Annotated in this window: 23 protein-coding genes and 1 tRNA gene; 9 read left to right on the forward strand and 15 right to left on the reverse strand. The window is 53.1% G+C overall.

Features of this window, described 5'->3' with window-relative positions; translation table 11 throughout:
• Positions 1–34: 34 nt before the first annotated feature.
• Positions 35–478 carry a universal stress protein gene (locus PHE17_RS06725; RefSeq protein ID WP_301015056.1) on the reverse strand — a complete coding sequence of 148 codons (444 nt, stop codon included), beginning with the start codon at positions 476–478 and terminating at the stop codon, positions 35–37.
• A 69-nt stretch (positions 479–547) separates the two neighbouring features.
• Positions 548–1,072 carry an anthrone oxygenase family protein gene (locus PHE17_RS06730; protein ID WP_301015057.1) on the reverse strand — a complete coding sequence of 175 codons (525 nt, stop codon included), beginning with the start codon at positions 1,070–1,072 and terminating at the stop codon, positions 548–550.
• 133 nt (positions 1,073–1,205) lie between these two features.
• Between PHE17_RS06730 and htpG the strand changes: the two genes are divergently transcribed.
• Entirely contained in the window at positions 1,206–3,095 is a 1,890-nt protein-coding gene (gene htpG / locus PHE17_RS06735) for a molecular chaperone HtpG (protein ID WP_301015058.1), read from the forward strand.
• Between the two features lie 97 nt (positions 3,096–3,192).
• Here htpG and PHE17_RS06740 read toward each other — a convergent pair whose 3' ends face one another.
• Both PHE17_RS06740 and PHE17_RS06745 read right to left on the reverse strand, forming a co-directional pair.
• Positions 3,193–6,879 (reverse strand): HEAT repeat domain-containing protein, encoded by a 3,687-nt coding sequence (locus PHE17_RS06740; protein WP_301015059.1) that lies wholly within the window; start codon positions 6,877–6,879, stop codon positions 3,193–3,195.
• 20 nt (positions 6,880–6,899) lie between these two features.
• Positions 6,900–7,391 (reverse strand): toll/interleukin-1 receptor domain-containing protein, encoded by a 492-nt coding sequence (locus tag PHE17_RS06745; protein WP_301015060.1) that lies wholly within the window; start codon positions 7,389–7,391, stop codon positions 6,900–6,902.
• A gap of 217 nt (positions 7,392–7,608) precedes the next feature.
• On the opposite strand from PHE17_RS06745, the gene fusA reads away from it, so the two are divergent.
• Positions 7,609–9,642: an elongation factor G gene (fusA, locus tag PHE17_RS06750; RefSeq protein ID WP_301015061.1), complete on the forward strand. Its 2,034-nt coding sequence runs from the start codon at positions 7,609–7,611 to the stop codon at positions 9,640–9,642.
• Positions 9,643–9,645: 3 nt separating this feature from the next.
• Here fusA and PHE17_RS06755 read toward each other — a convergent pair whose 3' ends face one another.
• Positions 9,646–10,047, reverse strand: coding sequence for a DUF6006 family protein (locus PHE17_RS06755; protein WP_301015062.1), 402 nt, complete (start codon positions 10,045–10,047; stop codon positions 9,646–9,648).
• Positions 10,048–10,238: 191 nt separating this feature from the next.
• On the opposite strand from PHE17_RS06755, the gene PHE17_RS06760 reads away from it, so the two are divergent.
• Positions 10,239–10,532, forward strand: coding sequence for an acyl carrier protein (locus PHE17_RS06760; protein ID WP_301015063.1), 294 nt, complete (start codon positions 10,239–10,241; stop codon positions 10,530–10,532).
• A gap of 76 nt (positions 10,533–10,608) precedes the next feature.
• The gene (locus PHE17_RS06765) at positions 10,609–11,121 is read left to right on the forward strand and encodes a hypothetical protein (RefSeq protein ID WP_301015064.1); all 513 of its coding nucleotides are present in this window, start codon (positions 10,609–10,611) and stop codon (positions 11,119–11,121) included.
• Here PHE17_RS06765 and prmB read toward each other — a convergent pair.
• Positions 11,115–12,020 carry a 50S ribosomal protein L3 N(5)-glutamine methyltransferase gene (gene prmB, locus PHE17_RS06770; protein WP_301015065.1) on the reverse strand — a complete coding sequence of 302 codons (906 nt, stop codon included), beginning with the start codon at positions 12,018–12,020 and terminating at the stop codon, positions 11,115–11,117. The two genes, PHE17_RS06765 and prmB, sit on opposite strands and share 7 nt — an antisense overlap.
• A gap of 63 nt (positions 12,021–12,083) precedes the next feature.
• On the opposite strand from prmB, the gene asd reads away from it, so the two are divergent.
• Together asd and pyrE are read left to right on the forward strand one after the other, a co-directional pair.
• Positions 12,084–12,938, forward strand: coding sequence for an archaetidylserine decarboxylase (gene asd / locus PHE17_RS06775; RefSeq protein ID WP_301015066.1), 855 nt, complete (start codon positions 12,084–12,086; stop codon positions 12,936–12,938).
• An 11-nt stretch (positions 12,939–12,949) separates the two neighbouring features.
• Positions 12,950–13,591 (forward strand): orotate phosphoribosyltransferase, encoded by a 642-nt coding sequence (pyrE, locus tag PHE17_RS06780; RefSeq protein ID WP_301015067.1) that lies wholly within the window; start codon positions 12,950–12,952, stop codon positions 13,589–13,591.
• On the opposite strand, the gene PHE17_RS06785 is transcribed toward pyrE, so the two are convergent.
• A complete protein-coding gene (locus tag PHE17_RS06785; RefSeq protein ID WP_301015068.1) occupies positions 13,592–15,052 on the reverse strand; it encodes a cytochrome c peroxidase in 1,461 nt (486 codons plus the stop codon).
• Between the two features lie 178 nt (positions 15,053–15,230).
• Here PHE17_RS06785 and PHE17_RS06790 point away from each other — a divergent pair, with 178 nt between their 5' ends.
• Positions 15,231–15,806 carry a helix-hairpin-helix domain-containing protein gene (locus PHE17_RS06790; RefSeq protein WP_301015069.1) on the forward strand — a complete coding sequence of 192 codons (576 nt, stop codon included), beginning with the start codon at positions 15,231–15,233 and terminating at the stop codon, positions 15,804–15,806.
• A gap of 61 nt (positions 15,807–15,867) precedes the next feature.
• Here the strand turns inward: PHE17_RS06790 and PHE17_RS06795 are convergent, their stop codons facing one another.
• From PHE17_RS06795 to PHE17_RS06810, 4 genes are all read right to left on the reverse strand, one after another.
• The gene (locus PHE17_RS06795; protein WP_301015070.1) at positions 15,868–16,128 is read right to left on the reverse strand and encodes a helix-turn-helix domain-containing protein; all 261 of its coding nucleotides are present in this window, start codon (positions 16,126–16,128) and stop codon (positions 15,868–15,870) included.
• Between the two features lie 16 nt (positions 16,129–16,144).
• A complete protein-coding gene (dusB, locus tag PHE17_RS06800) occupies positions 16,145–17,125 on the reverse strand; it encodes a tRNA dihydrouridine synthase DusB (protein ID WP_301015071.1) in 981 nt (326 codons plus the stop codon).
• A gap of 140 nt (positions 17,126–17,265) precedes the next feature.
• The gene (locus PHE17_RS06805) at positions 17,266–17,775 is read right to left on the reverse strand and encodes a disulfide bond formation protein B (protein WP_301015072.1); all 510 of its coding nucleotides are present in this window, start codon (positions 17,773–17,775) and stop codon (positions 17,266–17,268) included.
• A 61-nt stretch (positions 17,776–17,836) separates the two neighbouring features.
• Positions 17,837–19,876, reverse strand: coding sequence for a cation:proton antiporter (locus tag PHE17_RS06810; RefSeq protein ID WP_301015073.1), 2,040 nt, complete (start codon positions 19,874–19,876; stop codon positions 17,837–17,839).
• Positions 19,877–20,037: 161 nt separating this feature from the next.
• Here PHE17_RS06810 and PHE17_RS06815 point away from each other — a divergent pair, with 161 nt between their 5' ends.
• A complete protein-coding gene (locus tag PHE17_RS06815; RefSeq protein ID WP_301015074.1) occupies positions 20,038–20,478 on the forward strand; it encodes a hypothetical protein in 441 nt (146 codons plus the stop codon).
• Here the strand turns inward: PHE17_RS06815 and potA are convergent.
• The 4 genes from potA to PHE17_RS06835 form a co-directional block, all read right to left on the reverse strand.
• Complete coding sequence (gene potA, locus PHE17_RS06820; protein WP_301015075.1) at positions 20,462–21,550, reverse strand: spermidine/putrescine ABC transporter ATP-binding protein PotA; 1,089 nt, start codon at positions 21,548–21,550, stop codon at positions 20,462–20,464. The genes PHE17_RS06815 and potA overlap by 17 nt on opposite strands.
• Positions 21,547–22,257, reverse strand: coding sequence for a heparan-alpha-glucosaminide N-acetyltransferase (locus tag PHE17_RS06825; RefSeq protein ID WP_301015076.1), 711 nt, complete (start codon positions 22,255–22,257; stop codon positions 21,547–21,549). Before PHE17_RS06825 ends, potA begins: the two co-directional genes overlap by 4 nt.
• A 35-nt stretch (positions 22,258–22,292) precedes the next feature.
• A tRNA-Arg gene (locus tag PHE17_RS06830) sits at positions 22,293–22,364 on the reverse strand.
• A 19-nt stretch (positions 22,365–22,383) separates the two neighbouring features.
• Positions 22,384–24,531 carry a mechanosensitive ion channel domain-containing protein gene (locus tag PHE17_RS06835; protein ID WP_301015077.1) on the reverse strand — a complete coding sequence of 716 codons (2,148 nt, stop codon included), beginning with the start codon at positions 24,529–24,531 and terminating at the stop codon, positions 22,384–22,386.
• A 133-nt stretch (positions 24,532–24,664) separates the two neighbouring features.
• Between PHE17_RS06835 and PHE17_RS06840 the strand changes: the two genes are divergently transcribed.
• On the forward strand, positions 24,665–26,023 hold the full coding sequence (locus tag PHE17_RS06840) for an MFS transporter (protein ID WP_301015078.1): 1,359 nt from the start codon (positions 24,665–24,667) through the stop codon (positions 26,021–26,023).
• Positions 26,024–26,032 lie beyond the last annotated feature (9 nt).

Raw genomic sequence — 26,032 nt, forward strand, 5'->3', positions numbered from 1 at the left:
TTACCAGCAATTTACGCTAATTTGCCAATGCGCTTCAGCGCCGCACCACCAATACATCGCAGGTGGCGGACTTGACCACTGCCGTGGCGGTAGACCCCAATAGCCCGAAAAATCCTTTTTTGCCGCTGTGACCGATCACAATCAGGTCAAAATGACTGTCTGCGGCGACTTGCAGGATGGTGTCGGTGGTGTCGATGCCCATCTCCACTTGGGCGGCTTCGGCGGGTAAGCCCAGTTTTTCTGCCAACTGGCGCATCTTCTCGGCGGCGTCCTCAAGCAGTTGTTGTTCCAGTTCGCCGTTTAGTATCAAGCCGGAAGTTTCGCCGAAGGGTTCAAGGCTCGGTGGGATGTCTTGCACCACATGCAGCAAGGTCAATTGCGCGTGGTAAGCGGTCGCTGCGGCTTGCGCTTGCTCAAGCACAACATCACCCATTTCGGAAAAATCAACCGGAACCAGAATGCGTTGGTAGTGTTTCATGGGATTCTCCTCTCGCCAATCAAGGCTATTGTTGTAAGTTTAGTGCCGATTGGATGTGGGCGCATCAGTTCAGTGCTGCCTGCGCATCACATATACGGGCTGTGCGGCAATCTTCCCGCGCAGCACCACGAGCATCAACGCGCCACTGAAACACGCCAGTTCCACGAAGGTGCGTATCAGGTTGCTGCTTGCCCAGCTATCCCGTGTGCTTTGCCAATCGGAAGGCGGGGCAAGTGGGTTCCATGCCAGCATTTCCTGATGCAAGGGAATGTTGGTAACGACACTGACCCAATACACCCCAATAAAATGCAGCAAAGCCACGAGCAGCCAGTACATCGCCAGAGAGCGGCGGCTTTGCCACGCAGCGAACCCCGCCGACAGGAAGGGGAACAGGGTTGCGCCGAAAAACAGCACGGCAAAGCCTCTGTTACTGACGGTTTGGTTCAACTGCTGCTGGATTTGGGTGTAGGCGGTGGCATCCAAATGTTGCAGGGCGGGGGAAATATCCAGCGTAAACGCCATAAAGTTGCCGCAAAGCAAACCGAGCAGCACGACTGCACCGAGTTGGGGGATGAGAAGCAGTTTTGAATTCATGGGAAACCTTGGTGGCGGAGTGTAGGGCAGTTTAGACGTGCATTGGGATTGGGGGCAAGCTCCCCTTGAAATCCCTCGCGCCCGCCCCATCTTCCTCCCCACTATATTCTGATGATACGAGGAACAACCACCCATGACTGCGACTGCGAATAAGGAAAACCTGCAATTTCAGACCGAAGTGAACCAGCTTCTGCACCTGATGATCCACTCGCTGTATTCCAACAAGGAAATTTTCCTGCGCGAACTGATTTCCAACGGTTCGGATGCTTGCGACAAGCTGCGTTTTGAAGCGATTGCCAATGATAGCCTCTACGAAAACGACGGCGAGCTGCGCGTTGAAGTGGAATACGACAGTAAGGAAGGCACAATCACCGTGCGTGACAACGGCGTTGGCATGAGCCGCGATGAAGTCGTCAACAACATCGGTACGATTGCCAAATCCGGCACGAAGGAATTCCTCAGCAAACTGACTGGCGACGAGAAAAAAGACTCGCACATGATTGGGCAGTTCGGGGTTGGTTTCTATTCCTCCTTCATCGTTGCCGACAAAGTAACGCTGACTACCCGCCGCGCTGGTACGCCGGTTTCCGAAGGTGTGCGTTGGGAATCTGATGCACAATCCGGTTACTCATTGGAAAATGTCGACAAGGCTACCCGTGGCACTGAAATCGTCCTGCACTTGAAAGAGGACGAAAAGTTGCTGGCTGATGGCTGGCGTTTACGCAATATCATCCGCCAATATTCTGACCACATTCCGCTGCCGGTCAACATGCGTAAAACCGAAGCTGGCGAAATCAAGGACGAATGGGAAACTGTCAACAAAGCCAACGCGCTGTGGACACGTTCCAAGTCCGACATCAAGGATGAGGAATACCAAGAATTCTACAAGCACGTTTCCCACGACTGGGAAGACGCGCTGGCGTGGTCACACAACCGCGTGGAAGGCAAATACGAATACACATCCTTGCTGTACCTGCCATCCAAAGCCCCGTTTGATATGTTTGACCGCGACAACACCCATGGCTTGAAGCTGTATGTGCAGCGCGTGTTCATCATGGAAGACAAGGAATTCAAGCTGATGCCACGCTACCTGCGTTTCGTGCGTGGGGTGCTGGATTCCGCCGACCTGCCGTTGAACGTTTCGCGTGAAATCCTGCAAGGCAACAAAATCATCGAGAACATGAAAAGCGGCTCGGTGAAAAAAGTCCTCGGTTTGTTGGAAAACATGGCGACCAACGAGACAGAAAAATACCAAAAATTCTGGAAAGAATTCGGCAAGGTGTTGAAAGAAGGCCCCGGCGAAGACTTCTCCAACCGTGAAGAAATTGCCAAACTGCTGCGCTTCTCCTCCACGCAGGATGACAACGCCGAGCAGACCGTTTCCCTGCCTGATTACATCAGCCGCATGAAGGAAGGTCAGGAAAAAATCTACTACATCACTGCCGATACCCATACCGCCGCGAAAAACAGCCCGCATCTGGAAGTGTTCCGCAAGAAAGGCATCGAAGTGCTGCTGCTTTCCGACCGCGTGGACGAGTGGCTCGTGCAGCATTTGATGGAATTCGAGGGTAAATCCCTGCAATCCGTCGCCAAAGGCCAACTCGACCTGTCCAAACTGGAGTCTGAAGAAGACAAAAAAGCACAGGAAGAAGTCGAAAAAGAAGCTAAAAATATCATCGAACACATCAAGAAAGTGCTGGCTGACAAAGTGGAAGACGTGCGCGTTTCCCACCGCCTGACCACTTCACCGTCTTGTATCGTGTTGAATGATCAGGATATGGCGCTGTACATGCAAAACCTGCTCAAGCAAGCCGGGCACGAAATGCCGACTACCAAGCCTGTGCTGGAAATCAACCCGACCCATCCGCTGCTCAAGCGCATGGAAGCGGAAACTGACGATGCGCGTTTTGCCGAATGGTCAAGCGTGCTGCTGGATCAGGCCATCCTTGCCGAAGGCGGGCAGTTGGAAGACCCGGCGGGCTTCGTACATCGCTTGAACAGGCTGATGCTGGCAATCGCGTAAAGACCATCTCCCCCTCTCCCACCAAACGGGTGAGGGGGGCTTTAGCAAAACATTCATCTGCTCATCAGCATTTGACGAAGGTTTTGCAGTTGAATAGTCATTTTTGAATGCTGATTGACTCTCGCCGTTCCAACTTCAAGTCGAACCGCTCCGCCAGTATTGCGTAGTGTTGCCTTATCTCTTCTGGTGTTTTTTTCAATTTTTGTGCTGCTTGTTCAATGCGGCTTTTCAGGATGACGGCTTGTGGGTCTATCCAAGGACCAAACGCATCCAAATCTCGGGATAACAACTTGCGGTCGATTTCATCTTTGCAGGTCTGTGCCAAGCCTTTCATCGCGGTACAACGTAGAGATTTGTCTTCATCTTTCATGTAAGAACGCACCACTATCAAACCACGAGTATCGCCGATTTTTCCTAAAGCCTCGACCACTCTGTCCCGCAGTTCCATGCCCTCTTGCTGGTCTTGGAGGCGTTCCAGCAGTGCATCCACGGCACGGGCATCGCCGATTTTTCCTAAAGCCCCAGCCACGGTTCTCCGCAATTCCTTGTTTTCCTGTTGGTCTTGCAGGCGTTCCAGCAGGACATCCACGGCACGGGCATCGCCAATTTGACCTAAAGCCCCAGCCACACTCCCCCGCAGTTCCATGTTCTCTTGCTGGTCTTGCAGGCATTCCAGCAGGGCATCCACGGCGCGGGCATCACCAATTTGGCCCAAAGCCCCAGCCACGTTCATCCGCAGTTCCCTGTCCTCTTGCTGGTCTTGCAGGCGTTCCAGCAGGACATCCACGGCACGGGCATCATTAGTTCGACCCAAAGCCCCAGCCACGTTCATCCGCAGTTCCCTGTCCTCTTGCTGGTCTTGGAGGCGTTCCAGCAGGGCATCCACGGCACGGGCATCACCAATTTGGCCTAAAGCCCTAACCACCTTGCCCCGCAGTTCCTTGTCCTCCTGCTGGTCTTGGAGGCGTTCCAGCAGGGCATCCACGGCACGGGCATCACCAATTTGGCCTAAAGCCCCAACCACCTTGCCCCGCAGTTCCTTGTCCTCCTGCTGGTCTTGGAGGCGTTCCAGCAGGGCATCCACGGCACGGGCATCACCGATAGCCACTAAAGCTCCAACAATGGCGTTGCGAGTATTGTTTAGGACTCGCGGCAAATGCAGCAGCAAAGCATCAACCGCTTGGACGGTGTGTTCATTTTTGAAAATCTCGGTCAACCAGCGCACTGTTTCGCTATCACAGTTCGGATTGGCGGTCGCCGCCAATAATTGAGAAAGTTGCTCCGGCGATGGATGCCAACTGCTTTGTTGATTCATCCAGCACAAAGCCCAAGCCGCCGCATGGCTCAATGCTGTACCACCGGATAGTCGTTGAATCAGCGCATCCGTCATGCCAGACACTTGGCAGTTTTTACCGCGAAAGGCATTGATCATTACAGTCAATGCAATGGCTGTGGCTTCCTGTTCCTCACATCCAGACAAGCGTTCAGCTTGGGTGTTCAACCAAGCAGTGAAGGCGGTTTCTTCCGTCGGTGTTTGTGCTTCTCGCACCATGCTACAAAGGACTCCTAGAGTGCCACGTCTTCCTGCCTCACACTGGAAAAACTCACTCAACAAACTCTCGCTTAAGTTATCTGCCCAACGCGAGACCGCCAATTCCATCGTCGCCGCATCTATGGCGGTTTGAACACTTCCATTGCCATCATCGTCCCCCACCTGTACCGTCAATCTCTCCAGTACCTCCCGTGCCACCGCTGAGCTGACATTCGGTTCATCCGCCAGACATAGTGCCGCCATCACTGCACGTGCACGTTCAGTATCGGTTTCTTCCGGCAACGGACGTAAAATCGCCAGCAATGCCGTATCGACCACATCGTCATTGCAGGCAGCCAAACACAGGCGCAATGCTTCGCGCCAGTTTTCAACCACAGCGGATTCTTCCCCTCCTATTTGGTTTTTGATTTTCTTTACCTGCCCTGCCAACGGTGCAATTACTTCAGCTAAAGTCTTGTTCTTGTCGTGCCCCTGATAATGTTTCTGCACCAATGCCATACCCGCCAGATATTCCTGAAAAGTTAGGTGGCGGAACTCATATACCGGCACACTGTGCCCGTTGTGGCGCACGTGACCACTTTGAATCAGCAATCCAGTGCGGCCTTCCAGCAAAACTAGAAACTCTTCTGGGCTGTGCTGTTGCATAGAGTGGATATTCGGATAGTCCTGTCGTGCTTGGCGCAGCCAGTCCAGTACTTCGTCTTCGCGAATTTGCTGAACGCCGCGATCGCACATGGCATGAGCCAAGTATTCCAGTTGCGGCAGGGCTTCACGCTTGTCCAACGGAGTGTCCACTTCGCGTCGCCAGTTGAGTAGCACTTCCACCGCTTTTTCGTACAAATCCACCCGCCGTTGCGGCAGGCGACCGATTTTGCGCTTGATCAGCGCCATGGTGGTGAGCAGCATGGGATTGCCAGTGAGGCGCTCGATGCGGTTGTTACTGTGGATGTCGCGCATCAGTTCTGCCGCCACGTCCGCTGGCGGTCTGCTTTTTTCGGTGAGTTCGCACCAGCGCTGCGCGAATTCGTCTTTGTCCTCCTTGGATAAATCCGCCACAGTAAGGTGTTCAAAACCGCTGCGGATGCGGTAGCCCATTTCACGGTAGCCGACAATGCGCGAGGTAATAACGACAGGTGCATCGGAAAACCTCCGATGAATCTGTTCCAGGTCTTTGGCAAAGCGAATCCGGGCGGTGGGGTCGGTGATTTCATCCAATCCGTCCACTAGCAGCAGGGCTTCGCCACGTTCCAGTTTACCGCGCAGCAAATCACGCAGACCGCAGCATTCGGCCTCGTTCAATTGCGCCTTACGCAGGCTGTGGTGCAGCATCTCATCCAGTGTGCCGCAATTCGGCGGTAAATCCCGGCAGCGAATCAACACCGGCAGCCATTCCTGATTTGGCAAGGTCGCTATGTCGGGCAAATCGCTCCAGTCGGGGTCGCTTTTCAGGCGCAACAAATAAGCGGTGGTGAGCCAGCGCAGCAAAGTGCTCTTACCCGCACCGGGATCACCCAACACCACCAAACGCCGTGCCGCTTGCAGACGATCGCCCAAAGAAACTTTTTCTTCATCCTCACGGGAATGCTGTTGTTCCCAATCCCAGCCAGTGGCACGGCGTTTTTCTAATTTTTCCAAAGTGGCATCGTTGACCTCATCCCCGGCCTGAATTTCCAGTCGCATCCGCAACGCCACATACAGTCGGCGGATTTTCAGGTCTTGTGTCGCCAGATGGCGGTCGTCGTCACCCATTTCCGCCAAATCAACGATGTCGTAGGTCTTCAGCAGCAACTCGCGGTAGCGGGATTCAAGGTCGTTTTGTTGCAGTACCTGACGGCTGTCAGCATCGAGAGGGTAATGGCGGGTGAGGGCGGCGACAAGTTCTTGCGCGGCTTGAGCGGGGTTTTGCCAATTGGTTACTTTGCCATCTTGTGCCAACGGCCCCAGATACGCGCCAGTTTCCATCAACACTGGAAAAATGCGGATGTTATCGCCGCTACGAGCAGCATTGATTAAACGATATGGCAAACCAGTACCTGCCGCTTTGATACTGCCACAAAGTACCACCGGACCATTGCAACTCAATAACTTGGATGCTTCCTCGGTAAAGGATTCACCGACCAGAATTGTGCCGTAATGCACTGGCTCATAACCAGCTTCCTCCAATGGCTTTGCCAGCAGTTCCGCTTTATCTTCCTCGCCTTCGGCGTGGGCTATCAGGACTTTAATGCTCATACTGGTTCCCGGTCTTTTATTTATCGAATCGCTTTCAGCAAGGCTTGCACACCCTTATCCCAATCCTTGGCCAAATCTGCGTGTCTGATGTCCGCTAAAATCGCGGGAGGTTTTCCGTTGCCGCTGAGCAAGATGGGGAGAATTTTCACACTTTGGTCGCTCAATTGCCGATGCAGGGTAGACATCCATTCGCGGTTAACCCAAGGGGACATGCCTGCTGAAGAATAACACAACACCAAGTAAGACATACCTTCCAACCCTTGGTTAATACGCTCGACAATGGAGTCGCCAAGATTAATTTCCCATTCGTCAAACCATACCGTATGTCCAGCCTGCTCCAATGTCTGGCTCAGGCGTTCCGCCAGCTCAGTATCGTGCTTACGATGAGAGATAAACACATTCGCCTTGAGTGCGTCGGACTGCCGCTGAGATAGGGCTTCCGCACTAGACGCAACGTTTTGCTCCGCCTCTGGGTTGTGTAACGGCAAGAGAATTTTGCTTGAGGAGTTCATGATGGTTCCTTTAATCGGAGATTTCCCGTGAATGATGAACGCTGACCTATTATACAGCAGAGTATAATGCTGAAGTTCTTTCAAGTCTCAGGTTGCCATCAATGTAGGTTGGAAGAATTTATGGGGGACTGGGGGAGGATTTTACGTGACATAGGTCAGACAACCAGCCTCCCTGCGGAGTAGAATGGGCGGAAAACTCAAACCAAAAGGAGTCAGCGTGCATACTACTCAGGACATCAGAAATATTGTCTTCACCGGACATACAGGCTCTGGCAAGACCAGCCTGATCGAAGCCCTGCTATTTCAAGCAGGCGAAACCACCCAACAAGGCGATATTGAAAAAGGCAATACCGTCACTGACTTTGACCCGCTCGAACAGCAACATCAACATTCCCTCTACGTTTCCGTCGCCACCGCTCATCATGCTGGTTGCCATATCAACTTCATCGACACACCGGGATACCCCGACTTTCAGGGGCAAGTACTGACCGCCCTGTCAGCCGCAGATACTGTCGTGGTGGTCATCAATGCCGTGGCGGGTGTTGAGCCAATGAGCCGCAAAATCATGGAGTGGGCAAGCAACCAGCATTTGCCCTGCATGGTGGTGATCAACCGCATCGACGCCGCACCGGAAAAGCTGGAAAAGTGCCTTCAAGAAATTACCGAAGTCTTCGGTCGTGAATGCCTGCCACTGGAGCTGCCCGTCAACCACGCCGCAACTGTGGTGGAAGTGTATGACCACGAATCGGGCGAAGCGGACTTTTCCTCCGTGGATGCCGCCCATACCTCGCTGATCGAGCAGGTAGTCGAGGCGAATGAAGCCGCGATGGAACATTATCTGGAAGAGGGCACAGTGCCAGCAGAGGAATTGCACGCAGCCTTTGAACAAGCATTGCGTGAAAACCATCTGGTTCCGGTCTGCTTCACCTCCGCTAGGACGGGGGCTGGCATTCCCGAACTGCTGGATATTATCGCCAAACTTGCGCCCAATCCGTTAGAGGCCACGCCACATCCATTTATTCGTCACAAAGGTGAAAAGACGGTAGAAACGTGGGCTGTTCCCGACCCGGATAAGCCCTTACTGGCGCATGTTTTCCACGTGGAATTCGACCCGTTTGTGGGCAAGTTGGCGTTGCTGCGTGTGCATCAAGGCAGCTTGAAACTGGGCGCTCAGGTACTGGTTGGCGCTGAAGGCAAACCTGTCAAAATCGGTCATCTGTATCGCTTACAAGGTAAAGAGCGCATTCCTGTTCAGCAGGCTGTAGCGGGTGATATTTGTGCCATTGCCAAGATCAGCGAAATTGAGCCAGACACCATTTTGCACGAGCGCCATGAAGATGATGGCGTCGAAATGTCCGGTATGACGCTGCCCACGCCACTGGTAGGTTTTGCCCTGCGTGCCAAGAAACGCGGCGATGAACAGAAACTGTCGGATGTGTTGCACAAGCTGGTCGCGGAAGATCCTTGCCTGCGCATTGAATACGATGCGGCAGCCAATGAAACCGTGCTGCGCGGTTTAGGCGATTTGCACTTGCGTATCGCACTGGAACGCATGGACAAGCAATATCATGTGGAAGTCGATGCAGCCCCACCCCGAATTCCGTATCGTGAAACCATCACCAAGTCGGTGCAGTCGCAATACCGCCACAAAAAGCAAAGCGGTGGCGCGGGGCAGTTTGGCGAAGTGCAAATTGAAGTCGAGCCACTGGAACGCGGTGCAGGCTTTGAATTCGTCAACCGCATTGTGGGCGGCGCGATTTCTGGCTCATTGATACCGGCGGTGGAAAAAGGTGTGCGTCAGCTACTGGCATCCGGCGTGGTTAGCGGACACCCGCTGATGGATATTCGGGTAACGCTGGTTGATGGCAAGATGCATTCCGTCGATTCCAAAGAAATTGCCTTCGTGGTGGCAGGGCGCAAAGCCTTCATGCAAGCTGTTGCCGAGGCTAGCCCCATTATTCTGGAGCCGCTGGTTGATTTGGAAGTGACCGTTCCTGCCGTTGCGATGGGCGACATTTCCGGCGATTTGGCGACCCGCCGGGCGCAGATTCATGATACGCAAGCTGATGCGGCAGGTAACATGGTCGTACAGGCCAAGGTTCCACTGGCTGAGCTGAGTGATTATGCTTCCCGCCTGAACTCGCTAACTGGCGGGGAAGGTAGCTGGGTCATCCAGTTCAGCCACTACGAGCCGACCACGGAAAAGACCCAGCAGGCGTTGATGGCGCAGTACAAGGCGGCTGATGACTGAGTACTACTTCCAGCATACCAATGGGTAATGGTTCCCATGCCACGTCGTCCAGCCAATGGCACGACGTAGGCGTGGGTTGTATTGCAGCATCCAGTTATCCGGTTCCGCGCCCAAGTAGCGGATGTTCAGCGCGTTGTGGCTGCTGCTGGTACGCGCCAATGGAACCCATGCGCCGCCGTTGTCGCTGAACTTGCCGACCAGTTTCGCGCTTTCATAGCCCGAACAAATGTCACCGCTACAACTGCCGACCCATTCGCTCACCACTTTCCAGTTCATGCGGGCAGGGCGACCGTCAATCGTGCAGTTGGAATCACCCATGTACCAATTTTCTACGGCTACTTGGCTGGCGTTTGCGGCAGGAATCAGGGCTGCTGCCAGTAAGCTGATGTAAATTAAACGTTTCATCTCGCGTTCCCTCCGTTCTGTGCTGTTTTGTTGATGGGATTCAGCATACAACGCAGCGGGTTTGGATTCTGTGTATAAAATCACAGAGAACAAATAACGTTTATCACGGTCTACCTAAGCGTAGGTCAGCATTGCCACTAAGCGAGGGGGCGGTGCTGGTTAATAATAACGTAGATGGATGAGTGTCAAAAATGCAGGAAGCGAGTTCTACAGTGCTGCACTTCGGGCAGCAAGATGGTAGGTATCTGTTTGATCTGTTCGCCCGTATCAGAGAAATCATTTGTATTGAGTGGGGGTTGGTCGCGCTGGATGTGAGGCCGGAAAGCCACTTGTTCAAAGATTTTGGTGCAGACCCACAGAGCATGATTGAAGTTGCGATGGCGATGGAAGAAGAATTCAATATTGCCATCAGCGATGAACAACTGGAACACGTTGAAACCGTCAGCGACTTGAGCAGATTGGCAGACGGTCTGACGAAATTTTGATAACGTGCTGGCAGGGAACTGCCGTGGTATTTTCCCGGTCAAACCAGCAACACAACAACCACTTAGGGAGCGGATTATGTCTGTTATTCGTCTTGGGGGAATTGCCCTGTTTTCCAGCCTGTTTCTGACTGCCTGTTTGCCGCCAAACATGGTAAACGGTGGTCTCGGAAACCCGTGGGCACCGCCTTACTCAACACCCGCGCCAGCCCCGATTTCTTACGTCGACGTGTACAAATACCAAGGCTCACGTCAGTGCGAAAACGGCGGTGTACCGCTGGCTGAAATGCAGCGCGAATTACAGGCCGCTAACATTCCAGTAAGTAATAGCAGTTGCGGGATGGATGGGCGCATGTACCCCGCGTTCTGCGGCGGGGCGGATGGCAAAATCAATGTTTTCAGCATCCCCAGCGATGCAGTGAACGCAGCAAGGTCATACGGTTATTACCTGTTTAGTGACTTGCCGGGGGCGCAGCGCACCAGTTGCTACCGTGGCAATAATAGCAGCGCCAGCACTACCACTAGTAGCGATGGGATAACCTACCCCTACACAGGTGGGCGTGGGGATGGCTCTTACTATTCCTATCAGTAAGCTGCGAGTTCACGCACTTGTTCGGCGGTGAGCAGGAAAACCCCGTCACCGCCGCGCTCGAATTCCAACCAATGGAACAGCACATCCGGGTAATCGGCCTGTAGCGCATACTGGCTGTTGCCCACTTCCACCACCAAAATGCCGTGGTCGGTCAAATGCTCGGCTGCCTCTCGCAGGATGCGGCGGGTATGATCCAAGCCATCATTGCCGGAAGCCAGTGCTAAATCCGCCGGTTCGTGCAGGAATTCGGGGGTAAGTGCCGCCATATCATCCGCATCCACATACGGCGGGTTGCTGACGATGATGTCGTATTTACGCCCCCGCAAGCCCTCGAATAGGTCGGATTGGATCGCTTCAGCCTGCCCGATCAGGTTATGGCGTTCAATATTGGCTTGGGCAACTTCCAAGGCATTCGCAGAAATATCGCTCAAGTCCACCCGCGCATGAGGGAAAGCGTAGGCACAAGCGATACCAATACAACCGCTGCCAGTGCAAAGGTCAAGGATGCTGTTAACGTCGTTAGCCTCAATCCACGGCGCAAACTGCTTTTCGATGTATTCGGCAATCGGCGAACGTGGCACAAGCACGCGCTCATCCACGTAAAACGGCAAGCCGCAGAGCCAGCCTTCATTCGTGAGGTAGGCGGCGGGTTTGCGGGTTTCCACGCGCTGTTGCAGGATGTCGGCAACGGCTTCGCGCTCAACGATAGTCAGGCGGCTGTCGAAATACAAATCAGGCGTATCCACTGGCATGAACAGGGTATGCAGCACCAGATAAGCGGCTTCGTCGATGGCAGACGCCATGCCGTGGGAAAAGCTCAATTCGGCTTCGGCAAAGCGGCTTGCACCCCAGCGGATGTAGTCCTTGATGGTCAGCAGTTCGGCGTGATTAAAATTCATGGGTTATACACTGGCTTAAAATTGCCGTATCATCCCGCATTTGCAACGGGTACATCAACTCAAATGAACATACTGGACATCCTGAAATCTTGGCCACTGTATGTGTTGCCGCACCATTTTATTTCCCGCTTGGTTTTTCGCTTGACGCGGATTCAATGTCCGACGTTTGTGCCGTCCGCGATCCGCCTGTTCAGCGACGTTTTCAAAGTCAATCTGGAAGAAGCTACCAACCCTGATCCCGCCAGTTATAAAACCTTCAACGAATTCTTCACCCGCCCGCTAAAGCCGGGGTTACGCCCACTCGCCGAAGGTGAAAACGTGCTGGCAAGCCCGGTGGATGGTTGTATCAGCCAGATGGGCAAGATTGAAGAAGGTCGCATTTTCCAAGCCAAAGGCCATTACTATTCCGCACTGGAATTGTTGGGCGGGGATGAAAAGTGTGCTGCACCGTTCATGAATGGGCAGTTTGCAACCATTTACTTGTCGCCGCGTGATTACCACCGCATCCACATGCCACTGGCAGGGACGCTGACCGAGCAAGTATACGTGCCGGGGCGTTTGTTCAGCGTGGCAGGGCATACCGCCCGCACCATCCCGCGCCTGTTTGCCCGCAATGAACGGGTGGTGGCAATGTTCGACACCGCTTACGGCAAGCTGGCAATGGTGCTGGTCGGTGCAATCAATGTCGCCGCGATTGAAACTGTGTGGGATGGCTTGGTGACGCCACCGCAAGGTTGGGGCGTAAAGCGCCAAGTGTTCCCGGATGTGAGTTTGGCAAAAGGTGCGGAAATGGGGCGCTTTAACATGGGTTCCACCGTCATTTTGCTGCTGGAAAACCCGCAAACCGCATGGGCAAACGGCCTTGGCGCGGATGTCCCGCTGCAATTGGGGCAGGCATTAGCAGATTTACAAGCATAGGACTGGATGTGATGAAAGCGTATCAACAGGAATTCCTGGCATTTGCCATTTCCCAAGGGGTGTTGCGGTTTGGTGAGTTCACCCTCAAATCAGGCCGTATCAGCCCGTATTTTTTCAATGCCGGTTTGTTCCAAACGGGTTCGGCGTTGTCCCGCTTAGGCAAGTTTTACGCACAGGCAATTGTTGATTCTGGTTTGGAATTCGACATGCTGTTTGGCCCTGCCTACAAAGGTATCCCGCTGGCTGCGGCTACGGCGATGGCACTGTACGAACATCATGGCAAAGATTACCCCTATGCCTTCAATCGCAAGGAAGCCAAAGCCCACGGCGAAGGCGGCACGATTGTCGGTGCTCCTTTGCAAGGTCGCGTGCTGGTGGTGGATGACGTGATCACTGCCGGAACGGCAATCCGCGAATCTGCTGACATCGTGGCGGGGCAGGGCGCAACGCTGGCGGGTGTCGCCATTTCCCTCGACCGTCAAGAATGTGGCACGGGCAAACAGTCGGCAGTGCAAGAAGTCGAAGCCCTGTACGGCATTTCCGTGATCAGCATTGTTGGCCTAAAAGAAGTGATCAACCACGTTGGCAGCAGCCTGAACGATCCCACCCTGTTGGAAAAAGTACAAGCATACCGCAACCAATACGGTATTTGATTAGGGCAATTTAGCGTTCAATTGCAACCCCATTGGGTCTTGCTGATCCGGTGGTGGTGTCCATTTCGCCATGCAGATTGGGTTTGTTACGCACGGGTCAGTCAATGTTTGTAGGAACGCCACCAGTTGCCGCACGTCCTGTTCCTCGTACTGCTGCCCGGCGAGGTCAGTATTTTCCCCCAACATTTCGCGCAGGTTTTGCTGGAGTTGTTTCGTCTGGACATTAGGTTGCTTCAGTTGCGCCACGTCGTAATTGACGGCAGTATCGAAGGGGTTGAGCATGTGCTGCACAACACCGCTGAGCGTGGTGTAAGCGCCGTTATGCCCCCACGGGCCAGTTACTGCCACATTCAATAGGCTAGGGGTGCGGAAACGGAATTTGTCTTCCGGTTTATTTGTCACCAGTGAACGCCCCAAGTCCTGCTGCGAACCATCATCCGGGGTATTTTTACCGGGGCCTATCGGTGGTATCAGTACATTGCGGAATTGTTCATCGGTAAAGAAATCTCCCTTATGGCAGCTTGCACAGTCGCGCCCACCATCTTCGCGTTTCTTGAAGAACAGTAATGCACCTTGTTTGGCTGTTTCGTTGATCGCATCCAGATTACCTTGCACATAATCACGCCACGGGGTATTTACGAATACTTGGGAACGTTGGTATTCCCCCAATGCTGCCGCGATGTTTTGTTCCGTAATGAGTGTTTTAGCACTGTTGTCGGGCGATTGGTAAACCTTGCGGAATTCTGTCAGCCAATAGGCGGTTTCCGCCGATTGCAGTGGATGCGGTGCGGGCGCATAGCCACCTAAACGTGCCGCTAGCAAGTCACGGCAAGATTGGGACGTACCGCCGATGTCAAAGTTTTTGCCGCGCATTTCAGCCGAGGACGTAACGGGGAAACGTGCTTGCGCATGGACCAGATTATCCCCCGCCTTCGGGTCAGCTTGGGGATAGGTGCTGTCGGGCGTGGTAATGCCTGCGGTGACTTGCCCAACCCGCCCATCATGGAACATGACGTGTTTCCACAAGCCAATATTGAAGGTGGTTGGGGCATTGCGCGGGACGCCCGGTGCTTTGTTGCCTTTCAGGGTACGGGTATGCCCGAGCACGTCCGGGTCAGAAGCGTCCACGCCGATAGACAGGGATAAATTATCCCCACCGCCCAAGAGCGGGTGATGGCAACTGGCACAAGCCACATCCAGATTGCCAGACAGCGTTTTGCTGAAAAATAGCTTCATGCCCAATTGGGCTTTGGGCGAATCTATTGAGGGTAAGGGCGTCTGTGCCGGATTACCTGTCAGTCCGTGCTGCTGAATAATGTGGTTCAGGGTAATATCCAACTCCGAGCGCAACACCGGGGCAGTGCTGTTGGAAGGGGTATGGCTATCGGCATCAGGAGGACGCTTTTCCTCACAAGCAACCAATAGCAATGTGCAAGCCAATGCGACAAATTTTAACTGCATGATATAGGCAATATGTTTGGGGTTTATGCCAGTATTATCACACCGTCACCGCTCAAGGAGAGAGGTAGTTTGTCTGCTTATCCCTACCATTTGGTGTATTCCTTCCCTGTACGTATCGGTTTAGGATTTAGCTAACAGTTTATGATCGCTCATATATTTAAAATTAATGGAGTTTGTGATGTCCGCATTATTAGGAGTATTTATTCTTGGGATTCTTAGTGGCTGGCTGATGGAGTGGATATTTGTCCGTTTATTTGTGCCAAACCCAAAGAAGAAAGTCGAGCTTGCTTTGCAAGCCAGCCGTAAGGAAGTGGAAAACCTGCAAAAACAAAACCGCGAATTGCAGGCGTCCCTCAAGGCTGTTGCAGTACCTGCGGTAGCACCTGTAGCGGTGGAAGCAGAGCCTATTGTTGAGGTTGAAGTGCCCGTGGCAGAAGCTGTTGTAGAGGAACTAGAGTCTGTTGCTGAAACGCTTGAAGCCGAAGCGCCAGCCGTTGAAGCTGCAAAGGATGATGACCTGACCCGTTTGGGCGGCATTGGGCCTAAACTGGCGGAAGCGATGAATGCGGCAGGCATTACGACTTATGCACAAATCGCAGCGATGAGCAGTGATGAGCTAAGCAAGTCCTTGAGCGAAAGCGGGGTACGCTACAACAAAACGGCAGCAGAAACGTGGGCGGCGCAGGCTAAGCTGGCAGCAGAAGGCGATTGGAAAGGCCTGAAAGATTTTCAAGCGCAAAATAAAGGCGCGTAAAAAACCATAACAGCGCCCACTACGGGCGCTGTTTACCGGAGAAATGCCATTTTATCCGCAATTAAAGCAGGTTATGGCGTTTCAGTTTTGTACGCAGGGTTGCACGGTTGATCCCTAAGCATTGGGCTGCCCGCGACTGGTTGCCATGTGTGTAACGCATCATGATTTCCAGCATGGGGCGTTCAACTTCATCCAGCACGAGGCGGTAAATGTTACTCGCTTCGTGGTCACCCAATGTATCCAGATAATCTTGCAGAGTACGGTTGACCGTTTCTGACAAGGATGAATCCAGACCAACTGCACGAGAAGATGTATTCGTCATGTTTCTATAACCTTTTTTAATATTGTGTTAGTGCGATCATATTTAATACATCATTGACCGCAGCTAACTGTTTACTGGGACAAGTGATGGCGAAAATCCGTTGTTTGTACCTTGGATCGGACAACATCCGATCAAAATACCAGCCGATGTGCTTCCTTGCGACCCGGACACCTGTATCCGCACCGTAAAAGTCATGAATAGCCCTGATGTGCTCAACTACCACCTGTAGCCGAATATGGACATCTGGCGCGTCGGAGAGTTCCCCAGTTCTGAGAAATTCACCAATTTGCTGGAATATCCAAGGCTGACCCCAAGCGGAGCGCCCAATCATCAGGCCGTCTGCCTGTGTGTAATCCAGAATGAAAGCAGCATCCAGCGGGGTTCGGATGTCACCATTCGCGATTACGGGGATGGTGACGTTAGCCTTAACCTGCCGGATGGTTTCGTATTCGGCGTATCCTTGATAGGCATCAGCACGAGTCCTCCCGTGGATGGCGATTGCCTTTATGCCGGATTGTTCGGCAATTTGGGCAATTTCCACGGCATTCCGTGTTGATACCGACCAACCAGTCCTAAACTTTAGGGTCACTGGCACGTCGACAGCAGAAACAACGGTTTGCAAAATATCCTGTACTAACGGTTTGTCCCGAAGTAGGGCAGAACCAGCGGCCTTGTTGCAGACTTTCTTGGCAGGGCATCCCATGTTGATGTCTATAATCTGGGCGCCCATTTGCACACTCGCGTATGCTGCCTTGGCCATCTGCTCAGGTTCACTGCCTGCTATCTGGACGCTGCGCGGGGCAACTTCCAGTTCTTCGGGGAACCGCGTCCGGGATTTTTTGCTTCCCCATAAACTCATATCCGCACTGAGCATTTCGGAGGTTGCTACAGCAGCTCCGTACTGCCTGCACAAACGCCGAAATGGATAATCTGTGACTCCTGCCATGGGCGCGAGAAACAGATTATTTTTCAGTGTATATGAACCTATGCTAAGCATCCAGATAACGCATAACTTCAGCTAAAAGATTACCACTATCAGCACTAAAATCACTCACTGAGCCGACTAGCGGGCTAAAAAAGCGACTAAAGTGAAGAATCATAGCTTATTCAATGAACAATAGATGTTATCAAGAATGCTTAATAAAACATTCTTCTATCTTGTTTGAAAAAAAGCCATACGAGGTAGGCTGCGAACAGAATAAGCACAGGATAAGTCAGTTGAGGGATGCCAAGGCCAAATAACGACCAAGTAACTTCTGTGCATTCTGCACCACTGCGGAGCAGGGTTTCGGTGAGTTGCCCCTGTGGAAGGAGCGCAATGAAACGGTCAAGCCAGATTTCCATTCCAGGGCCACAGGATGCCGCTTCGTCTTTGGGCAGGCTGAGCAGCCAAACATGGCGCGAGGCAACGCTGACGCTGGCGATTCCACCCAAGATCAGTAACAGCCCGTACAGCCGGTCGGCGATGCCGCGTGGGTTATGTAGGAAAGCCAGTAACCCGACCAGCCCAATGAACATGATTGCCATGCGCTGGAAGATGCACAAAGGGCAGGGTTCCAGTTTGACGACTAGCTGGAAAAACAAGGCAACGCCGAGCATCCCCAGACAGAAAAGAAAAACAAATAGGTAGTGAATCCGTTTGTTCACAGTCGAGTCCCTCTTAAGGTTCAATGTGTAAAGCTGTCTAATTGTAGTTGAAACGGGCAAATTAGTGGGGGTTATCTTCCGCTTCCTTGAGCATTGACAGGTTATTCTTGGCGGCTTTCCCGCCGCTACGTAGCAGGTTTTCAACTTCACGGAAGCGGTCAACTTTACCTTCCAGCACCAACTTGTCACCCGCTTGCAGACGGGTGGACATATCCGGGTGATCACCACGGATGTTCCCACGCCGTAAGGTCTTGACGCTGATGCCAAAGCGCAGCATGTTGAGTTCACCGATGGCTTTGCCGTTAGCGTAGTCTTTGTCTTGCAGGATAAAGGTGCGCAGGAAGGTTTCCCCCGTGTCTTTGGCGGATTTTGCCTTATCGCCGTGATAGTAGCTGCGCAAGCTCTTGTAGCCGTCACTGCGGATGTTTTCGATGACTGGCAACAATTCGTCAGGAGCCATGCCGAGTTGCTGCAACATGCGTTCGGCAACCATCACCGTTGCTTCGAGGTTTTCCGGTAGTACGCAGGTTGATCCGAGGTTTTCCAGCAATTCCATGTAGCGGTCATCGCGGGTACGTACCAAAATGGGAATGTCTGCGCGGGTTTGGCGGGCAGCTTCGGTGGTGCGTTTGGCAACTTCCATGTCGATGACGGTGATGATGATCATGCGGGCGCGGTCTAGCCCCGCAGCCAGCAGGATTTCGGGGCGTGTGCCGTCGGCGAAATACACCTTGTCACCTGCTTCCCACGCCTCTTGTACGATGGCAGGGTCAAGGTCGAGCGCGATGTAAGGTACGCCCTGCGTATCAAGTAAGCGTGCTAGGCTTTGCCCCATACGCCGGTAGCCGCAGATGATGACGTGCCCTTCAACCTCCTGTATGGCGGCACTGACATCGTGTGCGTCTTTGGAACGTTGGTTCAGGTAGGTGTCGCCCAGCAGTTTTTTAGTCAGGGTTTCGTTGTAACGGATAATCACTGGGGAAAGCGCCATGCTGATAATGATGGAGGCCAGCGCCGCTTGGGACTCGTTAGCCGTCAGCAAATGGTTGCTCAGCGCCAGTGACAGCAAAGCGAAACCGAATTCCCCACCTTGCGCCAATACCAAGCCAGTACGCAGCGAAGTGCCATCGTCAGCGGCGAAATAACGGGTCAAGAAAGCCACCAGCAGGCTTTTACCGACAGTCAGCCCCAATACCAGCAGCAGGATCGGTTGCCACAGTTCTGGCAATACAGCGACATTCAGTTTTGCCCCGACAGTAATAAAGAAAATCCCCATCAGGATATCGCGGAAGGGGCGTATTTCAATTTCAATCTGATGTTTGTATTCGGTTTCGCTCAGTAACATCCCGGCAAGGAATGCCCCCAGCGCCAGCGAAAGGCCAAGGGATTCAGTAATCCACGCGGCAGTCAGTGCTACCAGCAAAACGGTAATGTTGAACAATTCAGTGGATTGCGCACGGGAAATGTAATGGAACAGCGGGCGCAGCGTGTAATGTCCGACCACCAGCATGGTGACGAACAGGATCGCAGCCGCAAACACGTTCAGGCCGATTTCCAACGCGGTTTTGGTTTCTGCATTAGCGCCTGACAGGATCGGGATAATGACCAGAAACGGGACAACCGCAATGTCTTGGAACAGCAAAACCCCCAAGGCCAGTTGCCCGTGCCGCGCCCGCATTTCTGCCTGATCAGTCAATTGTTTGACTACGATGGCGGTGGAAGACATCGCCAGCGCCCCAGCAGCGACCAAAGCGCCTTTCCAAGGCACGCCGAAGTAAGACAGTATCGCCAGCCCGCCGAGCGTCGAAAACAGCACTTGCATCCCGCCCAGTCCGAGGATGGTATTGCGCATGGACAGAAATTGTTTGAGCGAGAATTCCAAGCCGATGGCAAACAGCAGGAACACCACGCCCACTTCACCCATAAAGGCAAAATCGGCATTTTCCTTAAGCCAGCCCAGTGCGTATTCGCCTGTTAACGCACCGACCAGCAGATAGCCAAGAATGGGGGGCAGGTTGAATGAGCGGAAGGCTGTAACCGCGCCAACAGAAAGCACCAGCAGCAGCAGGATGCCGTGTAATAGATCAATGGTGTGTCCCACATAGTCCCCTTTGCGCAGGTTTGCATGTCTTGAAGTATTTATGCCTGTCGCTGTGATAGAGTTTAACGGATTCGGCGGGTGCAACAAATACATTCAGTTGCAGAAATGCCATCTCCGTTATTCTTGACGCTTATTGTTGCTGGATAGTTCATTTTATAAGCATGAAAACACGTCCCGTTTGGCTGAAAGTTTTGCTCTACCTGTGGGTTGCACCGATTACCTTGTGGTGCTTGCCCTTGGCGTGGCTGGCGAAATGGACGGGGGGCGGTTTTGCCGTGCATACCGGGGTGTTGGAAGTTTGGGGCGGTAAGGTCGGTGCATGGTTGGATCGTGGTTTGCCGGTATTCGGGGCGGTGAATGCATTTACGCTGGGGCATCTGGTGGTGGGTATTTCACCTGCCCATCTGGAATGCAGCCGGGTACACGAGCGCACCCATGTGGCACAGTTTGAGCGTTGGGGTGTGCTGTTTCCGCTGATCTATGCCTTGGCGGGCTTGCGGGTGCAGCGGCAGGGCAAGCATCGGTATTGGGATAACCCCTATGAGATTGAAGCGCGGGCAGCAGCGTGCTTAGCCGTGCAGCAAGCTACTCCGCCCGAATGACGTGTTCCCAGCCAGCGACCCAATCTACCCCCACTTGTTGGTTGATGCGGTAATCAAAATCCGGGTCGTCTTCGTCGAAAAATTCATGCGCGATCACCGTCAGGCCGTTTTCCAACAGAATTTGCGAATTTAAGGTTTGCCCCGTGTAGTTGCGCTCTGTGACCTTGCCGGGGAAACCTTGGCGGATGGTATCGGTGCGGCAATCAATGCGCAGGTCTTCCGGGCGCAAGATGACGTTGACCTGTTCGCCGGTTTCAAAGCGCTGGCTGGTGCGGATTTCCTTTTCCACGCCGTAAATGTCGACAACATAGCGGTAATCACCGAGGTCACGCAGGATGGTGGCGGCAAATACATTGCTTTCACCGATGAAACGGGCAACAAACAGGTTGCGCGGGGATTCGTAAATTTCGCGCGGTGTACCGACCTGTTGCGCCTGCCCATTGTGCATGACCATGACCCGATCAGACATGGAAAGTGCCTCTTCTTGGTCGTGGGTCACGTAGACGAAAGTGATACCCAACTTGCGCTGCAACTGCTTGAGTTCGATCTGCATTTGTTGGCGTAATTTGTGGTCGAGGGCGCTGAGGGATTCGTCCAGCAACAAGACTTTAGGGCGGTTAACCATCGCACGGGCAATGGCGACACGTTGCTTTTGCCCGCCGGAAAGCTGATGCGGTTTGCGGCTGGCGTATTCGGTCAGTTGCACTGTTGCCAAGGCTTCCGCTACGCGCAAGGCTTGTTCCTGCACCCCAATCTTTGCCATTTTCAGGCCGAAAGCCACATTGTCGAATACGCTCATGTGCGGAAACAGCGCGTAGCTTTGGAACACGGTATTCACCGGGCGTTTTTCTGCCGGAAGCTGGGTAATATCGGCACTATCCAACCGGATTTTGCCTTCATCGGGTTGCTCGAAACCGGCAATCAGGCGCAGTACGGTGGTTTTGCCGCAACCAGAAGGCCCCAGCAGGGTAAAAAATTCACCGTTATGGATGCTCAAGCTGAAATCAGACAGCACTTCCTGCGCATCGAAGCGTTTGACAATACCGGTCAGGGTAAGGAGTGGGGTATTCACAGTGCCAGTAACACCAATAGGAGGATAAAAATGGGCTGGTGCAGCATGTAAACCAGCAAGCTATGCCTGCCTAGCCACAACAGTGGTTTTGCCCAGCGTTGTGTGTGCAACGGGTATTGGAACAGGTTGGAGTTCGGGAGTTGTTTGCCGATGAATATCCCCAGCAACAAGACACCAAACCACGGAACCAGCGGCGCGTAATCTTCCGTAATCGGCTTGTGGGTCATGAACCCCAGCCATTGCAACGCAGGCGCATCAAACAGCGGGTGGGTAAATAGCCAACTTGCCAGCAAGATCAGCACGCCCACTACCAGATTGCTGATGCCAAAGTGCAGGAATGGAACTGCCAGCAAACCCGCCAAGGCCATAAAGTGTAGGATACCAAAGAAAATCCAGCTTTGCGGGAACATGGCATAACTGCCAGCGCTGACCAATAAGGCACAAGCCAGCAAGATAGCCTCACGCCGCAGGAAACGTTGCCAATGGATGCCATCCCGCGTTGCCAGCGACAGGCTGGCTCCAGCTACTCCGACAAATAGCGTGACAATAAAAATCCGCGCATTCAGCCAGAAAGGGTCTTGGTAGAAATCAATCCGCACATAGCCGAACATGCTTAGGTCAAAACTGAAGTGGAAAGCCATCATCAGTACCACGGCAAAGCCGCGTAGCGCGTCCAGCAAGTCAAAGCGGGTAGGGGGTGCAGGCATATATCCGACCGATGTTTGAGGTGGTGGGAGGGCATCGGCCCCAACAGGAATCGAACCTGTAGCTGCCCCTTAGGAGGGGGCCGTTTTATCCATTAAACTATGGAGCCACCGTGCAGGTTGGGTATTCTAGCGCAAATCAACCTGTTTGGCAGATGAATCTGGCGTTTTTGTCGGTTTGGCAGGCTCTGTTTCCGGCGGTAGCAAGTGTATGGTGCGCTGTGGGAGTGGCATTTCAATGTGTTGCTGACGGAAAGCCTTGTTGATTGCCAAATTCAAGTCACTGGCGATGGTGAAGCGGGTTTCAATTTCGCGGATAAAGCAGCGCAGTTCAAAGTTCAGGCCATTTTCCCCGAAGCCACGGAATAATACGTTGATTTTCATGTTGCTGCGGTCTTTTATAACTGCCGGATGAGCTTCCGCAGCCTCACGCAGAATCCGCATGACCTGTTCGGCATCCGAACCACTGGCGGCGTTGATGGGGACGATGATCCTGCCCATGTTATCGGTCAGCATCATGTTGGTCACTTGCCCGGAAATGATGTCCGAGTTCGGCACGATAATGTCCGAATGGTCAAAGGTCTGGATGGTGGTGGAACGGATGCTGATCTCACGCACGTAACCTTCCGCATTGCCCACCTTGATCCAGTCACCCTTGCGGATAGGGCGTTCAAACAGCAGGATCAGGCCGGAAACAAAGTTATTGACGATATTCTGTAAGCCAAAACCGATACCGACCGACAGTGCCCCGACGATGATGGCGAGGTTCTTGAACTCAATGCCCGCCACCGACAAGCCCAGCAATATCGCCAGCAAAATGCCCACATAACCGGAAACGGTGGTCGCTGTTTCTTGTGCAGCGCGGCTAAGGCCGGTGCGTTGCAGCCAATTGTCTGCCAAATGTGTCTTGAGGACATGGGTCATGCTGATCAGCAAGGCAATCACTAGCAGCCCACCGATGATGCGTAACGGTTCCAGCGTGAACCCGGCAATTTCAAAACCATTGTCGAGTCGATTGAGGAATAGCGCCAGATATTGTTCTGGCACACCCCACAGGCGCAACATCAGGAGTGCAGCCAAGCCGGTAATGGTCAGCGTATGGGTCAGGCGTAACCATACCAGTCCCGGTACAAATTGCTTGTCCTTCAAACCCAGATGCTGGCGGATGCGTTGTTGCCAGGGGGCGCGGCCTTCATCCAGTCCGTCGAATATTTCCGCTGGAATTTTGAGTAACAGCCCCGCAAGCAGCAGCAGGCACAGCGTACCGATCACACCGCTAAACAAGAATGCCGAGAAATTCTGGTATCCCAGCCACAAACTGCCAACAGCAAGCAGCAAGGCAATCGAAACAAAAAAGTACAGGCGGGTATTTTGCAACCACGGAAAGCGCCCGGACATCAACCAAATGAAGCGGATCAGCACCAGCCCCAGCAGCGTTCCGCCGAAAATCCTCGTCAGGCCAATCAGGTGGTTTTCTGGCAGCAAGGGGAAACCAACGGGGGCGATGTACAAGGATAATGCCATTAGCAGGGCAAACAGCGTATACGGCAGGAATCGCAATACGTAACGCCACATATACCCCAACGTGGGGCTGCTGGTAGCAATAGTAAGCGCTCGCCCTTGATGGCGTTGCTGCATGTTTTTGCGCCAAAATAGCCCGGCAAGCAATCCGGCACTACCATACAGGATTGCCATCAACAGGTTGCCCCACTGGATGGGCGATTGGAACAGACGCGAAACGGTGTCGATGATTTCCAGCTTCCACACACCCGGTTCCAGTAGGATGGCATACAGATGCGCCAGTACTGAGGGGGAGGGGGTAAACAGTTGTTGTTTGAGGATCAGTTGGCGGATGCGGTTGGTTTCTTCCAATAAGGTAGTTGCCCGCAGGCTGGAAAGGCGGCATTGCGACAGGGTTTTTTCGGTTTGCTGCTGCTGTTTTTCCAGCTCCTTGCGTTTGAGTTTGACATCGGCGGACTCTTCTGGGGTGGCTTCGCCCAAGCTGTCGACGGCTTGTTTGGTTTGGGTTTGTTGTTGCCCGTAATCGTTGATGCAGGTTTGGGCTTGTTGCGATAGCGCGGCGGCTTGGGTTGCCAATTTGTCCAGACGTAGTGGGTCGGCGCTGGCTTCTGGCAAGGCTTGTTCGGCAGCATCCAATTGCTGGTTGATGGGTTCCAACAATGCTGGGGTGGCGCTGTTATCCGCTTGTACCGGCAACGCGGTCAGTACACACAGGGCAAGCCACACCAGCCATAAATGAAGAAATTTGCTTCGCATAACATCCATTTGCTTGCTTTATTTGAGGTAGAGGATAACACACGCCAAGCCCTTATCGCAGGGCGGGTGCTTGTGGGCGATTGTGTTATTATGCCATCCTTTTCACTCCCCTCGAAATTTAGAGCTTGTATCAATGAATAGTTTGGAATGGCGCGTCACAGCCTCATTAGCGGCGATTTATGCCGTGCGGATGCTGGGATTGTTCATGATTTTGCCCGTGTTCGCCCTGTATGCAGAAACACTGCCCGACTCCACCCCGTGGCTGGCGGGCTTGGCGATCGGCATTTACGGCTTGTCACAAGCACTTTTCCAAATCCCTCTGGGTATCCTCTCTGATAAAATTGGGCGTAAGCCAGTGATCATCGGTGGCTTGCTGGTGTTTGCAATAGGGAGCGTGGTAGCAGCCCTTTCGCACACCATGTGGATGATTGTGGTGGGGCGGGCGATTCAGGGCATGGGCGCAGTCGCTGCACCGACAATGGCGCTGGCGGCGGATTTGATCCGTGAAGAAAACCGTATCCGCACGATGGGTATCATTGGTTTGACCATCGGCATCTCTTTCATGTTGGGCATGATGTTGGGGCCAGTGATCAGCCAACTCGGCGGCGTACCGAGTATTTTTTGGTTCACCATGTTGCTGGCATTCATCGGCATTGCCTTGGTGATATTTGCCATCCCCACCCCAGCACGGACTTTGCAGCATAATGATGCGGGCATTATTAAAGGGTATTTGGGCAAAGCATTGGCGAATATTGCCTTATTGCGTATGAATGTGGGGGTCTTTATCCTGCATTTGGTCATGACGGCCAACTTTTTGGTGCTCCCGAGCATTTTTGAAAATGAGTTGGGCTTGCCCAGTGCGGAACATTGGAAAGTGTATTTGCCCGTCTTCCTCGGTTCGTTTTTGCTGTCTATCCCCTTGATTATCATCGCAGAAAAGCAGCACAAGATACGTCCATTGTTACTGGGCTGTACCGTTGCCCTGATTGTGGCAGAACTCGTCATGGGTTGGGGATACACGCATACGGTTTGGTTGTTGGTAGCATTTTTACTGTTTTTTATTGGCTTCAACTTTTTGGAGGCAGTGCAGCCTTCCTTGGTCGTCAAATACTCGGCGGTCAACACCAAAGGTACGGCAATGGGATTGTTCAGCACCTCACAATTTTTAGGTATTTTTGCAGGCGGTTCACTCGGCGGCATGGTCAACCATACGTGGGGTGCAACGGGCGTGTTTATTTTTAGCGCACTTATCACCTTGGTATGGTTGTTAGTTGCGCTGCAATTGCCAGCCCCAACGTTCTATACTAGCAAGATACTCAAACTTGACCCGTTGCTTTTCTCAGACAAGCAACGCCTGTATGACGAGCTAACGGCAGTCGCGGGGGTCAAGGAAGTGGCAATATCCGCTGACGAATGTATCGCTTATCTGAAATACGATAAAGCCACCTTGGATGAGGCGGCACTGGATGCATTCTCTGCCCCTTCTGCGTAAAATCGGCAA

It is taken from the genome of Thiothrix sp. (assembly GCF_028714775.1).
Classification (GTDB): Bacteria; Pseudomonadota; Gammaproteobacteria; order Thiotrichales; family Thiotrichaceae; genus Thiothrix.

Excerpts from the sequence above, each read along its gene's own strand:
- PHE17_RS06725 (WP_301015056.1), bottom strand. The coding sequence starts at position 478 with ATGAAACACTACCAACGCATTCTGGTTCCGGTTGATTTTTCCGAAATG.
- PHE17_RS06730 (WP_301015057.1), bottom strand. The coding sequence starts at position 1,072 with ATGAATTCAAAACTGCTTCTCATCCCCCAACTCGGTGCAGTCGTGCTG.
- htpG (WP_301015058.1), top strand. The coding sequence starts at position 1,206 with ATGACTGCGACTGCGAATAAGGAAAACCTGCAATTTCAGACCGAAGTG.
- PHE17_RS06740 (WP_301015059.1), bottom strand. The coding sequence starts at position 6,879 with ATGAGCATTAAAGTCCTGATAGCCCACGCCGAAGGCGAGGAAGATAAA.
- PHE17_RS06745 (WP_301015060.1), bottom strand. The coding sequence starts at position 7,391 with ATGAACTCCTCAAGCAAAATTCTCTTGCCGTTACACAACCCAGAGGCG.
- PHE17_RS06755 (WP_301015062.1), bottom strand. The coding sequence starts at position 10,047 with ATGAAACGTTTAATTTACATCAGCTTACTGGCAGCAGCCCTGATTCCT.
- PHE17_RS06760 (WP_301015063.1), top strand. The coding sequence starts at position 10,239 with ATGCAGGAAGCGAGTTCTACAGTGCTGCACTTCGGGCAGCAAGATGGT.
- PHE17_RS06765 (WP_301015064.1), top strand. The coding sequence starts at position 10,609 with ATGTCTGTTATTCGTCTTGGGGGAATTGCCCTGTTTTCCAGCCTGTTT.
- prmB (WP_301015065.1), bottom strand. The coding sequence starts at position 12,020 with ATGAATTTTAATCACGCCGAACTGCTGACCATCAAGGACTACATCCGC.
- asd (WP_301015066.1), top strand. The coding sequence starts at position 12,084 with ATGAACATACTGGACATCCTGAAATCTTGGCCACTGTATGTGTTGCCG.
- pyrE (WP_301015067.1), top strand. The coding sequence starts at position 12,950 with ATGAAAGCGTATCAACAGGAATTCCTGGCATTTGCCATTTCCCAAGGG.
- PHE17_RS06785 (WP_301015068.1), bottom strand. The coding sequence starts at position 15,052 with ATGCAGTTAAAATTTGTCGCATTGGCTTGCACATTGCTATTGGTTGCT.
- PHE17_RS06790 (WP_301015069.1), top strand. The coding sequence starts at position 15,231 with ATGTCCGCATTATTAGGAGTATTTATTCTTGGGATTCTTAGTGGCTGG.
- PHE17_RS06795 (WP_301015070.1), bottom strand. The coding sequence starts at position 16,128 with ATGACGAATACATCTTCTCGTGCAGTTGGTCTGGATTCATCCTTGTCA.
- dusB (WP_301015071.1), bottom strand. The coding sequence starts at position 17,125 with ATGCTTAGCATAGGTTCATATACACTGAAAAATAATCTGTTTCTCGCG.
- PHE17_RS06815 (WP_301015074.1), top strand. The coding sequence starts at position 20,038 with ATGAAAACACGTCCCGTTTGGCTGAAAGTTTTGCTCTACCTGTGGGTT.
- PHE17_RS06825 (WP_301015076.1), bottom strand. The coding sequence starts at position 22,257 with ATGCCTGCACCCCCTACCCGCTTTGACTTGCTGGACGCGCTACGCGGC.
- PHE17_RS06835 (WP_301015077.1), bottom strand. The coding sequence starts at position 24,531 with ATGCGAAGCAAATTTCTTCATTTATGGCTGGTGTGGCTTGCCCTGTGT.
- PHE17_RS06840 (WP_301015078.1), top strand. The coding sequence starts at position 24,665 with ATGAATAGTTTGGAATGGCGCGTCACAGCCTCATTAGCGGCGATTTAT.